This window comes from Pseudomonas sp. BP8 (genome assembly GCF_017875955.1).
Taxonomy (GTDB): Bacteria; Pseudomonadota; Gammaproteobacteria; order Pseudomonadales; family Pseudomonadaceae; genus Aquipseudomonas.
Genome location: NZ_JAGINK010000001.1, coordinates 3319845 through 3334789, shown reverse-complemented (window position 1 = coordinate 3334789; position 14945 = coordinate 3319845). Strand labels below are relative to the sequence as shown.

Below are 14945 nucleotides of genomic sequence, written 5' to 3'. Positions count from 1 at the left end.
CCCTATTCAAACCGAGCCATAGCTTTAAATAGCAGAAGGTCCAACGGCATGTAGAACACGTGGACCATCACCAACAGGATAGCCACCAGGAGCAAACCGGCGATCACCATCAACACCCGCCAGCGTTTGCGCCGCGCCATCTCCGCCTGGGTCGAGATAAACGGTACGGCGACCAGCACACGGCGCCCCAGCACACTCTCCAGCGCGCCGACCCCGCGTACGCGCTGATTGAGCATCTCCAGCAGCATCACCAGCGCACCGCCACCGACCGGCGCCAGAACCAGGCCCAGTGCGGCAATTTTCTTGCGGTTGGGTTTGACTGGTTTCTCGGGCATCAATGGCGGTTCCAGCAGAACAAAGCGTTCGGCCTTGTTTTCCTGCTCGAGGGTCTCGGTAATTTTCGCGCCCATCTCCTTGGCGCGGATTTCCTCGTATTTCTTGCGGGCGTTGTCGTGGTCGCGCATCAGCGTGACGAGGCCACGCTCCACTTGCGGCGCGGCGAGGATCTCCGCCTCGTAGCCTTCCATCTTCTTCACCAGCTCGCGTTTTTGCTCCGCCAACGAAACGATGCGCGACTGTACTGCGCCAATCTTGGTTCGCACTCGGGCGACATCCAGGCTTTCGGACGAAGCGGCGACACGGCGACCGCCAGTGGCTTCGAGTGCGTCGATCTTGCGCTTGACCGCCACCACGTCCGGGTGCGCTGCTGTGTACTTGGTCATCAAGCGGGCGTATTCGGCTTTGAGGCTGGGCAGATCCATCGGTTTGTCGGCAGCGGCGACGCGCTGGCCGTCAGCCTTCAGGCCCAGGCCGGCATTGGCCGCCGACAGTTCAAGCTCCAGGTAGCGCAGTTCTTCCTGGGCGCTTTTGTAATCACGGTCGACTTCCCTGAACTCAAGCTCGGCGCGCGACAGCATGCTCATGCGCAACCCCTGGTTCTCCGGCAGGGCGTTGCCGTTCGACTGCTTGAAGTCGGCCAGCTGGTTTTCCAGGCTGGCCAGCTCGACGCCGAGTTTATTCGCCTCCTGGGTCAGAAACTCGGTGGTTTCACTGGCCCGCTCGGTGCGTTGCTTGACGTTCTCGTTGAGGAACAACGTCACCAGTTCACTGGCGACCTCCTTGGCCACTTCCGGGCGCCGGTGCTCGAACGACACGCTGAAGGCCACCGTGGTTTCGCCGCGGCCCTTGACGAAGGTACTGAGGGTATTGACGACGATCGCACTGCGCATCTGGTCGATTTTTTCCGACTCGCTGAACTGCCTGCCCTTGTCCGTGAAGAGGCTGTATTTGTCGATGATCCGCAGCAGGTTCTCGCGGGTCATGACGCGTTGGCGAATCACCTCGATACGCTCATCGGCAAAGCTGTTGTTGTTGGCCGAGACCAGCTCTGGAGAAATCTGCTGCGACTCTACCAGGATGGTCCCCGTCGACTGGTATAGCGCCGGGACGCTGACCGCAACCGCCACAGTCACTGCAAGAATGACCGCCATGGTCACCCCCAGCAGCACTGCCCGATCCTTGATGATGGCGATGTAATCGTTGAAGGACAGCTCGTATTCAGACTTCATAGAGGCCACCAATCCGAAGTTCAGAGGTCGGGAAATCTATAGGTCAGGGTCATGCCGACAATCGTACCGGTCGCATCCGGCAAGCCATCTCGCTGGCGCTCCCGGTACATCAACGATAGGCGCACATCGCAAACAGGCGACAAGTCTCGACGAGCCCAGACACTGTAGGTCTGCAGGGTATTCGGGGTCTGTCCTTTACTGTCTTGCCACGAAGCCTCGACGCCGACACGCGTGAGTTCGTTTACTGCATAACTCCAGGTACCACTCACCGCGTCAATTTCAACGAAGCCGCCCTCGGCGCTGGCCACCGTACTGCGTTCAGCGCTCAGCCGCGCATCGGCACGATCACCGGTGTACTCCAGCGACACCCCACCTTCACCGCGGCGCCCGCCCTGTGAGCCGGATACATGGTTGACGCCCAGGTTCGCGACCCCTTGGAGTCGCTCGGAGAACTGGTACTTCACCCCGACGGTGGGCGCGTAGCTGTTAAGCGAAGACAAGGTACTGTCGTCATCGGGCTCATAACGCCGGGCGGTGATGCCGGTGAACAGTTGGGTGCGCTCACTCCAGGCGTAGGTCAGGGTCACGACGCTTGCCAGTTCGTCATAGCCGGTCAGCGTGTCGATGTCATAGCGGGCGCGGTTGTAGCTGGTTTCATTGGCCAGGGTGGTGCGTTCAGTAAGCGCGCTGCTCCAGTTGCCTGCGAGCGTATAAAGCTTCTGCGTGCCGTCGGTAGTGACCACGCCGGTTTCCAGCACTTCGCCGGAGAGCGTCGAGCTTTCGACATACTTGGCCAGCAGACCATAACCACCGGTTTCGGTCTGGCGCTGCCAGCCCAGGCTCAGGTTGGGATCCTCACGATCGGAGACGATATTCGTGTCGGATGAACGCAGCACATGCAGGCCGAGACCAAAGCGTAACTCATCGCGACCGTAGGTCCCGACAAGGCTGTACTCGGGGGCGATGATGGTACGCACCACGCTCTTCTCGTCCGACGTCAACAGCAACGGGTTGCTGTCATACTCGACCGTGGTCGGCACCTCCACCGAAGACAGCCAGATGGCTGCCTGGGCCGCACCCGGGTACGGCAAGATCAGGATTGCCGTGGCAACACCGGTGTTTCGAAGAAGAGGCATGATCGGTCTGAAAACGTCAGGCGCGCTCAAGGTACGACCAGCGTATCGCCGGCCTGCAGTTGGATATTGGTAGACATGTCACGTCCTGACACCAAATCCTTGTAGCGCACTGGCAATATCCTTTGCGTGTCGCCGCTGCGCCGCACCACCTTGATGGCATTTTCATCGGCGAATTTGTCCAGGCCGCCAGACATGCTCAACGCCTGCAGCACCGCCGTGGGCCCTGCCATGAGTACCGGTCCCGGTTTGATCACTTTGCCCTGCACGTAGACCAGGTTGCCAGCAATGCTGGTGACAACCACGCTGACGTTAGGCTCAGACAGGTATTTTTCGAGTTTGCTGGCGATTTTTTGCGCAACAGCCGTGACATCGAGCCCGGCTACATCAATACGCCCTGCCAGCGGGAAGGTAATACTGCCATCGGGAAGTACGGTGGTTTCCTGACGCAGGCTTTCTTCCTGCCAGACTGAAACCATGACTACGTCACCTGGGCTGAGCACGTAGGCCGCACCCTTTTCATCCGCCGTGCTGGCAGTCGACCACATCACGAGCACGCAGACCACAGAACATATCAAACGCACCATGAGGGTCCCTCCGGCATCTAGCCGTGCTAAGAGCACTGAATGAGAACAGCAGACAACCTCTCGCTCCACTCGCTGCGGTACAACCGCTGCGATGGCCTCGACATTCCTGGAGGCCGGTAGCCAGTGGAATATAGCAACGCTTGGGGAATTAACAAGCTGCGGGCTGCGGGTAAGACATAGCATCAACTTCCTAGCGTCAATTTACCGTCAGAACCACAACTTTTATTACCTGTTAAACAACACCCCGCACACTCAAAACGTTAAAACAAAACGCTTATATTTTTCGTCTGTTGGCGACCGCAATAAAACCAATCACCGCAAATGCAAACAGCCAACCGGCCGTCGCCAGAGGAATAACACTCGCCTGGCTCATATACGAATCAGCCGCGCGCGCCGCACCACTCAATAGTACCAACAAGAAGATGGATTTTATAAACAAAGTCGTGCGCATGGATCCCTCCTGGAAAGAGGATAAACACGGTGGCTGGGGGGTGAATCATCGCTGTTGAAGTGAGCTTATGGGCACATTGATATTACGTCAACGATCCGACACCATAATATAAATCAATCGGCAGACAGTCTTTACGTCAAAATACCGACAGGTCGATTCTGCAGTGGTTTTCCTTAGCCAAAAATTAGGCTAAAACACTCAATTGTCTGCCTAAAGTCTATATTTCCGGCTAACGTGCAGCTCTGACTTGGATCCACCAAGGGCCGTCATCACTACGATTTTCAGTGAACTGCGGGACTGAAGTGTTTCACTGACGAGAAGCCTAATGCCAATGATTGGTCTTTGCGGGCTGTATTGACGCCTTTTGTATCGAGTCAATCGCAGGGCAGCCCACCCTCATGCAACCAACGCTATCGCGTTGACTTGACTCAACCCTGCAGGAGCGGGCTTGTCCCGCGAAGAGGACCGCACGGACGCCCATAGATAAGCCTAAAAACGACAGGCCTCGCGAAGAGGCCATAAATACGGTGGGTAGAAAGTGTTGATCGCTACGCTAACCGGGAAACATATCCAAGGTGCGCTCAACCTCATCGATGTCGATGGTAAAGCCGTCCCCGTCCGGTGTGCCCACAACAAAACCAAAGTTCTGCTGGTCACGATCGGTGAGATATTTGAAGTAACTGACAAAACGGTTAGGCGGCTGCAAGGTCAACAACGACCCGCCAGGCTGCAATACATTGACGCCATGCACCAACTGGCTGCCCTCGACGCCGATCACTACTTTCGCCCCGGCGCAGGCGGCGATGATACTGGGCACATCGGTCTTCAGCGGATTGACCACGCGAAAGCCACGGTGCGTGCGCAAGTGCTCGGCAACGGCCAGCTCATTGCGCAAGAAACGCAGGTCGCCATCGCCGCCACGCAGGATGAACACGCCAGGGTGCGTATCGTACTGGACGTGCGACAGCAATTTTTCACCCATGGCGCTGTAGCGCAAATGACGACTGCGGTTATTACTGAGGTCGTCGAACACCACCACCTCGCGAAAAAACGCTGTACGCATACGCAGCGGCTTCATCCCCAGCCAGTCTTCATAAGCGGGGGCTTGGGAAAACAGCGGGAACTTGGCTGACGGCGCGGTCGTAACCGGTACACCTTCATTGGCGGCCAATGCATAGGTGACGCAGTCTTCCATCAACCAGGTACCAAACCATGAATTGCCGTTTTGCGTGCAATACACCGCCGCCCGCTGAATTTCCTGGTCAACGATGATCCGCGGCAGGTTGGTTGACTTCAACGCCAACCAGAGGCTGGCATTGTCCTTGTACAGTACGCCGTCAATGAGCCAGACATCCTTGATCAGGTAGCCACGGGTAGGTCCGTGCTGCACCGTCAGCCCACCTTCCATGGTGCGCGCAGGATGCACGTAGGGAAAAAACCGCTTCGCCTCCCAACCGGTCACCCGCTCCAACTGGTTGGGCAAATAGAAAGCGGACGGCGAAACCGTCGTTTCCCCCGGAGCAATATCCCAGCTTTTCGTCGCCAGGCTTTTCAGATTGATCTCTGCCGTCAGCCCAAGGCGCTTCCTTGCCATGTACAGGTAAGCGGCAAGGGTCCACTTGGTTCGATTGGCGGCAGGTGCCGGGCTAAAGTTCGAGATGCTGCCCATCAAGCGTTCTCCCAGGGTGTCACGGTGGTTAATCGGGCGCACGGCGCCCCCTCCCTGCCTGCCTTGGCGAGTCCTTCAACTGGTCAATACCCGCTCCATCTTGGGAGGGGGCTGGAAATTGGCGTAGCGACTGCGCAGGGTTTCCAGGAAACCTTCGGCCGAATGCGTGGCGCCATACAAATAGATCTTGTGCAGCCCGCCAAACACCATTTCATGATAACGACTGGCAACTTCCTCATCGCTGGCGCCTTCAGGCACACCCAAATGAAGTGTCAACTTGTTGTCTTCCACGGCGAACAGGGGTGTTTCCCAAAGAAACGAAGCCGTGCCGGTCTTGGGCAACCGAACAAACATACAGGCGTGATTACCCATGACGTCGACATCGCCACCGCGTCTTCTTTTCCACTTCAGCAGGCCATCATCAGGCCGCGCCAGGCACAAGCCGATGTCGTAATAATCAAACCCCTGCTCCAGCGCCCATTCAAGTGCCATGAAGGTGGTAATCGAGTTAACTTCACGGAGCTTTTTCGCGTCTGAAAAAACCGCCTCGCAGTAGCCAAAGCGCAGTGTGCTCCAGTAGCGCTTGCCGGCCCGCGTCAACTCGCACCCCAGATGGCAGGCGACTACCTCGCCGTTCAGACTGATCAGGTCGAGCCGCCCGACCCCCTTGGCGATCCGGAACACTTCATCAGTCTCGATCTGCGCCGCGTGGATGCCCTGCCTGGCGGTCGCATAGGGCCGTAGAAACTGCGTGTCGGCCATGGCGATCTCTTCATCCGACAGGGTCTGGCGCATGCTGTAGAGCGGCCGATTCTTGCGAATACTGCGGCGTAACTCGCTGTCGTAGCGCGCCGTGATCTCATCAAGGGTGCGCCCCAGCGGCACCACGGCACTGAGGTAGTGCGGCACATTCAAGGCACCGGTAGTGGGCATTTCGCTGACCACCACCACATGGTTCGAGGTTGCAGGCTGCGCTGCCTGCTCGGCCTCCACGGCATTACCCTGCCCCTTGCCACCGATCAGTAGCTTGGCCATCTCCCGCTGCTGCTTGCGGCCGATGTAGAGAATTTCGTACGGGCTAGCCTTCTTGAGCCGAAACCGGGTGACTTCCCAGCGCCAGAAGCAGGCACGCCCAAGCAATTCGCGTAATTTGCTTGAAACAAGTCGCATCTCGTAACGCGCTGAGGGAGAGATGAATTTTCGAGCGACAACCGCCAACTTCTCTTTCATTTCTTCACCGACATCCTTTGAAATTGTCTATGGGGCAGATCAGAAAAAGATAATGGTGAGACCCTACAATTCGCGCTTAAACCCTTGATGTATATAACATCATGGCCAGCGCCTTCACCCTCACATTTGGTAACAATTAAAGATGCAAGGGCACGCCTTTGCAAGCGGCATTTTGACAGCATCGGATAGAGATTTTATGACGTCAAATTTCTCGCAAAACCGTTATTTGAATAATTACGGATTAATTGGACAGAGGTGCTCTGCGTTGCATCGTTAAGTGGCGTTTGCGCCTGGTGTAGTGCGATCACGCGACACCTATCTACCACCGGCAAGCGGCGGATATGGCATTTGCTCAGGGCCCCCTGAATGGAGCTTTGACAATGTCAAACATAGACCACGAAAACCCGCATCAACACCTGCTGCAACGCCTTTTGCCCAACTGGAGCCAGCACGCTTCGGTTGAACAGTGGCAGTCCTTGCACGCGGCCGTGCTTCCCGCTCAGCATCTGCCAACCACGCCAGCGGCGTGGTTCGCCAATGCCGCACCGCATCTGCGCGAAGCGGTCTACGCCAGCCAAGCGCGGCTGGACCGCTCGCAGCAAGCACTGGCGCGCTCGCTACGTGGCTTGCAAGGCATCGCCGAATTCGCCGAGCCACGCTTGGCGCAATGGCTGCTGGACGAGCATCAGCTGTCCGCCCCGCCCCGCAGCACTGAGCTGATCCACATCCACCCGGTGTACACCTGGGGTACCTACGTCAACCATCATGAGCGCCGCAGCCTGCTTGAAGCTGCCCTGCATAACTTCGACCCCGCCGTTGAATTCAGTCCAGACAGTGCGCTCGCGCTGGCCGGCGACGCGCACATCGAAAAGACGGTGGTCATCGGCAAGACCACCCTGGGAGACAGCGAAACGCTGGTGGACATCGCGCTCGACTCCGAGCACTACACAATCAAGCCTTTGCCACTCGCGCCTGCAGACTTCGCCCACAGTTGCCGGGTACTGAATATCGGTCAGCGTTATCAAGACCACCTCACCGCGCTGTTCGCACCGCCACCGGTGAAGCAACAGGCACAAGCGGTTCTGCAAGATCAACTGCGCCTCGCGGCAGACCTGGCCTTGCTCCGCCATCAGCTCGACGGCATCGCCGTGGACAAGGTACACGCCTTGATAACCGAACCGACAAGTCTGGCGTGCAGCCAATTGAGCCTGTTCGGCATCACCCTTCATGAAGCGCTCATACTCGACCTCGACGAGGCGGGCCTGCTCCTGTACCTGCCAGGTTTCGATTTATCGCTGCGCCAGTTCAGCGATCTGGCAGCGCTGCATGAGCAACTGTGCGACGACCTGCTGCAGCCCGCCCAGCGCAAGGCGTTCATGGCGTTTGTCACGCGTGACCAGCAGGGGCTATTTTTCAGCCGTTTACAACAGAACCTGGACAGCCAAGGTTCATCGGCTGCCGATCAAACTTGGCCACGACGCGCGGGTGCAGACCTTCACCTGGTGCAGGTGCCCATCGCCGACAACCTGTTCGACTTCCTCCACCAGGACTACCTGGCCAGGCTCAAAGGCGAAGCTCGCCAGCTCGCGGTGCCCACCGCCGACGCGGACGAACAGGCACGCAAGCGCCGGCTGGCCGCATGGGAAAATCTAGGCCTGAATACACTGATGCTGGCCGGGTTCTTCGTGCCGGGCGTTGGCACCTTGATGACCGCAGTGGTGGCCTACCAACTGCTCGACGAGGTGTATGAAGGCTACCAGGCGTGGAGCGTAGGTGACCGCCAGCTAGCGCTGCGCCACCTCGAAGCGGTTGGCCTGAACCTGGCACTGATCGGCGGGTTGCACGGGGCGGGCAAGCTGCTGCCAAGGCTGTTCAACAGTTCGCTCATGGAAAGCCTTGAGCCGATTCGCACCGCCGCTGGCGAACAGCGACTGTGGCACCCCGACCTTGCACCCTATGCCAGCGACGTCGTGCTGCCTGAAGGCCTGCAAGCCAACCTCACCGGGCAATTCGAACACCAGGGTCGCAGCTTCATCCGTATCGACGATCAGCTGTACCAGCTACGTCAGGATGCCACCCTGAACCGTTGGCGCATCGTCCATCCAACTGACCCCGAGGCCTACCAACCGCTACTGGAGCACAACGGCGAGGGTGCCTGGCGCGCGGAACACGAACAGCCCCAAGCCTGGACGCCGACCTATCAGGCGCGCCGCCTGCACCCCGACTTCGCAGCTTTGAGCGATGTCGACCTGCACCAGGCGCTGCAAGTCAGCGGCACGCCAGAGCAGGCCCTGGCTGCTGCTCACCTGGCCAGCCAGCCAAATCCGCTGCTGCTGATGGACAGTCTGTCGCGCTTGCACGCCCAGCGCCTGGCCAGGGTCGGCGTGGCCGAGGCAGGACAACCGGACCTGCAGACAGCGTTTCAGCGCATTTATCTGGAAAGCCAGGCAGCCGACCCGCTGGCAGATCGACTCGCTGCTGAGCATCCGCTACTAACGCCGCCTCTGGCAGCGCGCCTGACGCGCCGACTTGACCCCGCAGCACGCGCCGCACTGCTGGACGGTGCTCAGTGGCCAGCGTGGCTGCTCGATGACGTCAACCGGATCGTTGCAGAGCTGCCCCTCACTCAAGCACTGCAGGACGTTTGGCTGGGCAACTTGATGAGCCAGGACAGTGAGCGGCTCCTGCTAGCATGCCTTGAACGTCTGCCCGCCTGGCCAGCGACCCTGCGTCTGGAAATACGCGCAGGCGGCCCGCAAGGGCCAGTGCTGGAGGCCATCGGCGAGAGTCAGGCACAGGCGCCCGCGGTCATTATCAAATCGACGAACGGCTACGAAGTTTATCGGGGTGATCGCCCGGCACCCGGCCCTATCGATACAGACCTGTGTCAGGCCATCGTCGACGCCTTGCCCGATGCGCAACGGCAGGCCCTGGGGTGGCGCGCCGGGAGTGCTGAAGAGGTGCGTACACAGGTACTGGCGCTGGTTGCGCAAGATCGACAAGGCATGGCCCGCCAACTGTGGGACACGCCCCGCCCGCGCTGGGGCAAGGGCGGCCTGCGCGGCGGCGATCCGGCCCGCGGTTACGATCGGACATTTCTGCGCAGTTCGTTAGCCACGCGCTATCGGCGGCTGTTTCCGCGGACCTCGGAGCTGGAATATCAGCGGCTGCGCGCAGGCTGGCTCGGTCGACGGCTGTCGCCAGAGTTGGAAATAGAACGGCTGGAAAACCAGTTAGGCAGTTTGCGCCGCGAACTCAACGCCTGGGCTGGCACCCGTGCACAACGCCAACCCGTGTGCCAGCGAGTCGAGAACGCCTGGCGGCGCAACGAGATCGTGCCAGTTGGGGCGGGGCGCGCGATCATTGCCCTAGACCTCGGCGGGCTGGATCTGGCCAACGAAGACCTGGCCAGTCTGCCCCTGCCTGACGGCCTCGGCCACGTCAATGAACTGCGTCTGTCATCAAACCCCCGCGTCAGCCAGATCCCACCCAACCTGATCGCGCGCCTGCCCACACTCAATCGGCTGATGCTCTCCAGCAGCGGCTTTGAGCAGCTGCCGCTGCTGCAAGATCCCGCGGCACTGCAATGGCTGGACCTGGACGGCAACCCGCTGCGCTGGGATGCGGCGGCGCAGGCCACGTTCGACAGCTACGTGAACCTGCGGGTGCTGGATTTTTCCGGCTGCCCACTGGGACAAACCCCCAACCTGACCCGGCAGCCAGGGCTGAGCACGGTGTACATGACCGAGTGTGGGTTGAGTACCCTGCCACAGGGCCTGCAAGGCCTGGGTGATCCATTGGTGTTGGATTTCGCGCGCAATCCGCTCACGCACTTGCCTGCCGCCTCTACCCTGCCGGCCCGGGTCGGCAGAGCCCTGCACCTGGAAAGCAATAGCCTGAGTGCACAGGTGATGGCGCAAATCGAGGCGTACCACACGGCCAGCGGGATCGACCTGCTGGTTGCCGACATCGAGTATGAAGCGCTGCTCAATGAAGCAGGCGGCGATCGCCTGGCGGTGTGGCAACGCCTGCCCTTGGCGTACCGGCGAGATCTGCGCAGGTTGCTCAGGAGCCGGGTATTCACCCGTGGCCTGCCGCAGAGCGTTGATGAAACCTGGCGCCGGTTGACGCGTATGGACCAGGATATCCCTTACCGACAACGGGCCCTGGCGCAACCGGCTGTGAGGCTGCTCGACCTGCCGATTGCCTACACCTGATTCATTGCGCCCAATGCCGCTGACGGACCTCGCGGCCAGCCAGCCAGGCCTGCAAGGCTTGCGCTGGCATCGGCCGGGCCATCAAGTAACCCTGGCCCTGGTCGCAGCCGGCATTGCGCAAAAAGTCATATTGCGCCTGGGTTTCGATACCTTCGGCAGTGATGCGAAAGCCCAGCGCATGGCCCAGGTCGATAATTGCCCGGGCCACCGCCACCGCATCGTCATCTCCAGGCAAGTCCTTGATGAACGCGCGGTCGATCTTCAGGTGGTCAATGGGCAGCGCTCGCAAATACGCCAACGAGGAGTAGCCGGTACCGAAGTCATCCACAGCCGTCGCCACCCCCATGGCCTGCAACTGGGCCAGTACCGCAGAGGCCTGTTGCTGGCTTTCCATGAGCAGGCTCTCGGTAATTTCCACTTCCAGCAGATTCGGCGCCAGCGCATGACACTGCAGAGCCTGGGCCAGGCTGGTGACGTAATCGCTGCGTTCGATCTGCAGGGCTGCCACGTTGATTGCCATCGGCCCAGGCAGACAATCGGCGTCGCGCCACTCGGCCAATTGCGCGCAGGCCAATTCCAGCACGCGCTCGCCCAAGGGAATGATCAGCCCGGTGCGCTCGGCGAGGGGAATGAAGTCTGCAGGCGACACCAGGCCCTGTTGCGGATCGCGCCAGCGCAACAGCGCCTCGACGCCCTCCACGCGGCCACTGAACAAGTCCACCTTGGGCTGGTACCACAACTCGAATTCATTGTCCTCCAGGGCTCGGCGCAGGTTGCGCTGCATGTCCAGGCGCTGCTGCAGGCGTGCGGTCATCTCCGGAAGGTAGGGCCGCCAGGCGTTGCGCCCGGCCTCCTTGGCCGCGTACATGGCAGTGTCGGCATGGCGCAGCAGGCTGTCGACGCACTCGCCATGTTGCGGGCACCAGGCCAGGCCGAGGCTGCCGGTCACCAGCGCGGCGCTGCCATTGAGGTCGAACGGCCGCTGCAGGCAGCGCAACAGCGCCCGCACCTGATGGCTGACCTGGCCCTGACTGCCTTGCAGCATGAACACGAACTCATCACCGCCCAGCCGGCAGACGCGATCCTGGCTCTCCAGCGCCTGCAAAAATCGCGCGGTGGCCTGCTGCAAGAGCAGGTCGCCCATGGCATGCCCCAGGCTATCGTTGATCTGCTTGAAGCCGTCGATATCGAGCATCAGCACTGCCAGGCCATGGCCTTGGTCAATAGCACTGGCCAGTTGCCGCTGAAACAGCACCCGGTTGGGCAGGCCGGTAATCGTGTCGTAGTGGGCCAGGCGCTCAAGCTGGGCCTGTGACTGGCGCAACTCGCGATTGCGCTGCTGCAGCAGCCGGCGGCTGCGGTTGAGCTGGGTGACAAACAGGCTGAACAGGCCTGTGCAACTCAAGGCAAACAGGAACAGCGGCGAGGCAAACAGCCCCAGCGCCGGCCAGCCGTCACGCGGCGCGGCGACCAGTTGCCAGCGACCACCGGGTACGTCCACGGTCTGGCTCAGCAGTGGCGCTTCGAACAAGCGCGCATCGCCCCAGATCAACGTGTCTGCCGCGCCCCGCCCATCGGCACTGCGCACCGCGACGTCGATCTCAAGCTCCGGACCGAGGCCGGCAGCGCGCAGCAGGCGGTCGATATCAGCGACGGTGGAGACATTGCCCCAATAGAACTTCACCCCGCGCTTGCCGTTGACGAACACCGGCCGCCGATAGATCAGTGCCTCACCACCCTGGTGCAGACGCACGGGGCCGGCGAGCACCGGTTGCTGCTGTTCACGCGCAGACTGCAACGTTACAAACTGCTCTGGCAAGCGCCGGTAGTCCAGGCCGATGATCGTCAGGTTGCCCTTGAGTGGATACACATCACTGATGACATCGCCCGGCGCTAGTGACACATGGCGCATGTAGGGTACCGACGCCAGCGCTTCACGGGCCATGCCATGAAAATGCTCGGCGCTGATCGCGCCATCGGCGGCAATCAACTGGGCAATGCCTTCGGTCTCGCCAAAGGCGGCACGCAGCTGCGCTTCCAGCGCGCCGCGCACGCCGGCCAGATGGGCGGCGACGGTTGCGACCTGCTCGGTCTGTTTGCGCTGCACATCGAGCCGACCGAGGACCAGCGACAGACCGATGCCGACCACAGCGAAACCAACCGGCAGCAGGCGGTTGGCAGTCCGACGCAAAGCGCCCGCAGGCGGTCGCGGTTCATCAAAGGAAAAGGGGTCTGTTCTCATGGGCCCGCGTCGAAGGTCGATTGCCTGGTTATCGGCGCAGGTTTGGCAATATTGAGCCAGACTGGTGTTTTTCTCGCGGCGGGTGCATGCTCGCAAGCTGAAGCGTTTCACCTAGCCAAATACGTGAGGTGCAGTACCCATGGACCGTCTGCTCGATTCGCTGTTTCCGACCGCCGATGAAATCCCCGAGGCCTGGCGCCTGGGTCCGCCGCTGGAACAGCGCGACTACCTGGTGAATGGCCAGCTAAGGCAATGGCCCGGCCCCTTGGCCACGGTGCGCAGCCCGGTCTGGCTCAAGCACGGTGACCACGAGGAGCAAGTCATTCTCGGCAGTGCGCCGCTGCTTGACGCCGACACCGCCCTCACCGCGCTGGACGCGGCAGTCCAGGCCTACGACAAAGGCCGCGGCGCCTGGCCAACCATGCGCGTTGCCGAGCGGATCCAGCACGTCGAAGTGTTCCTGACGCGGATGCGCGAACAGCGCACGGCGGTAGTCAAATTGCTGATGTGGGAAATCGGCAAGAACCTCAAGGATTCGGAGAAAGAGTTCGACCGCACCTGCGACTACATTGTCGACACCATCAACGCACTCAAAGACCTCGATCGGCGCTCCAGCCGCTTTGAACTCGAACAAGGCACCCTCGGCCAGATCCGCCGCGCGCCGTTGGGTGTGGCGTTGTGCATGGGCCCCTACAACTACCCGCTGAACGAGACGTTCACCACCCTGATCCCGGCCCTGATCATGGGCAACACCGTGGTGTTCAAACCGGCCAAGTTCGGCGTACTGCTGATCCGGCCACTGCTGGAGGCCTTCCGTGACAGCTTCCCGGCAGGCGTCATAAACGTTATCTATGGCCGCGGCCGGGAAACCGTCAGTGCCTTGATGGCCAGCGGCAAGGTCGATGTATTCGCCTTCATCGGCACCCACAAGGCCGCCAGCGACCTGAAAAAACTCCACCCGCGCCCGCACCGTCTGCGCGCAGCGCTCGGCCTGGACGCGAAGAACCCAGGCATCGTGTTGCCCCAGGTCGACCTGGACAACGCCGTCGAGGAAGCGCTGACCGGTGCGCTGTCGTTCAATGGCCAACGTTGCACGGCACTGAAAACCCTCTTTGTCCACGAGGATGTGATCGATGCATTTCTCGACAAATTCCAGCGCAAGCTCGCCGCGCTCAAGCCGGGCATGCCTTGGACGCCCGGCGTGGCGCTGACGCCTCTGCCGGAACAGGGCAAGGTCGACTATCTCGATGGGCTGGTCGCCGATGCCACGGCCAAGGGCGCCCGGGTACTCAATGAAGGCGGCGGACAGAGCCGTGGCTCGTTCTTCTACCCTGCCCTGCTCTACCCAGTCAGTGCCGACATGCGTGTGTACCATGAGGAGCAGTTCGGCCCGCTGGTGCCGGTGGTGCCTTACCGTGACCTGGAGACGGTGATCGAGTACGTGCTCGACTCCGACTACGGCCAGCAGCTGAGCTTGTTTGGCAACGACCCTCAGACCATCGGCACGTTGGTCGACACCTTCGCCAACCAGGTCGGGCGGATCAACCTCAACGCCCAGTGCCAACGTGGGCCGGATACCTACCCGTTCAACGGTCGCAAGAACAGCGCCGAAGGCACCTTGTCGGTACATGATGCGCTGCGCGTGTTTTCCATTCGCACCCTGGTGGCGACCAAGTTCCAGGAAGCCAACAAGCAATTGATCAGCGAGATCATACGAAATCGTCAGTCAAGTTTCCTGACCACTGACTACATCTTCTAGGCGAGCGATTGCTTATCGGGAAATAGCATTGGCGAAAACCGCGAAGCTGTACAAACATACAGCTTCGTTGTCAAGTATCGGGCTCTGCC

9 protein-coding genes are annotated in these 14945 nt (G+C 60.6%); 2 read left to right on the top strand and 7 right to left on the bottom strand.

Annotated features, from left to right (window positions below; all coding sequences use genetic code 11):
- Positions 1–2: 2 nt before the first annotated feature.
- The 6 genes from J3B00_RS14550 to J3B00_RS14525 form a co-directional block, all read right to left on the bottom strand.
- Complete coding sequence (locus J3B00_RS14550) at positions 3–1568, bottom strand: lipopolysaccharide biosynthesis protein (protein ID WP_209868167.1); 1566 nt, start codon at positions 1566–1568, stop codon at positions 3–5.
- A 20-nt stretch (positions 1569–1588) separates the two neighbouring features.
- The gene (locus tag J3B00_RS14545) at positions 1589–2704 is read right to left on the bottom strand and encodes a hypothetical protein (protein WP_209868166.1); all 1116 of its coding nucleotides are present in this window, start codon (positions 2702–2704) and stop codon (positions 1589–1591) included.
- A 26-nt stretch (positions 2705–2730) separates the two neighbouring features.
- Positions 2731–3288, bottom strand: coding sequence for a polysaccharide biosynthesis/export family protein (locus tag J3B00_RS14540; RefSeq protein ID WP_209868165.1), 558 nt, complete (start codon positions 3286–3288; stop codon positions 2731–2733).
- A 274-nt stretch (positions 3289–3562) separates the two neighbouring features.
- Positions 3563–3739, bottom strand: a complete 177-nt coding sequence (locus J3B00_RS14535) for a hypothetical protein (protein ID WP_209868164.1) — start codon at positions 3737–3739, stop codon at positions 3563–3565.
- A 553-nt stretch (positions 3740–4292) separates the two neighbouring features.
- Positions 4293–5408 (bottom strand): glycosyltransferase family 61 protein, encoded by a 1116-nt coding sequence (locus J3B00_RS14530; RefSeq protein ID WP_209868163.1) that lies wholly within the window; start codon positions 5406–5408, stop codon positions 4293–4295.
- A 75-nt stretch (positions 5409–5483) separates the two neighbouring features.
- A complete protein-coding gene (locus tag J3B00_RS14525; protein ID WP_209868162.1) occupies positions 5484–6638 on the bottom strand; it encodes a hypothetical protein in 1155 nt (384 codons plus the stop codon).
- A 380-nt stretch (positions 6639–7018) separates the two neighbouring features.
- Here J3B00_RS14525 and J3B00_RS14520 point away from each other — a divergent pair, with 380 nt between their 5' ends.
- Positions 7019–10855 (top strand): leucine-rich repeat domain-containing protein, encoded by a 3837-nt coding sequence (locus J3B00_RS14520; RefSeq protein WP_209868161.1) that lies wholly within the window; start codon positions 7019–7021, stop codon positions 10853–10855.
- A gap of 1 nt (position 10856) precedes the next feature.
- On the opposite strand, the gene J3B00_RS14515 is transcribed toward J3B00_RS14520, so the two are convergent.
- A complete protein-coding gene (locus J3B00_RS14515; RefSeq protein ID WP_209868160.1) occupies positions 10857–13097 on the bottom strand; it encodes an EAL domain-containing protein in 2241 nt (746 codons plus the stop codon).
- Positions 13098–13236: 139 nt separating this feature from the next.
- Here J3B00_RS14515 and J3B00_RS14510 point away from each other — a divergent pair, with 139 nt between their 5' ends.
- Positions 13237–14856, top strand: coding sequence for an NADP-dependent glyceraldehyde-3-phosphate dehydrogenase (locus J3B00_RS14510; protein WP_209868159.1), 1620 nt, complete (start codon positions 13237–13239; stop codon positions 14854–14856).
- Positions 14857–14945 lie beyond the last annotated feature (89 nt).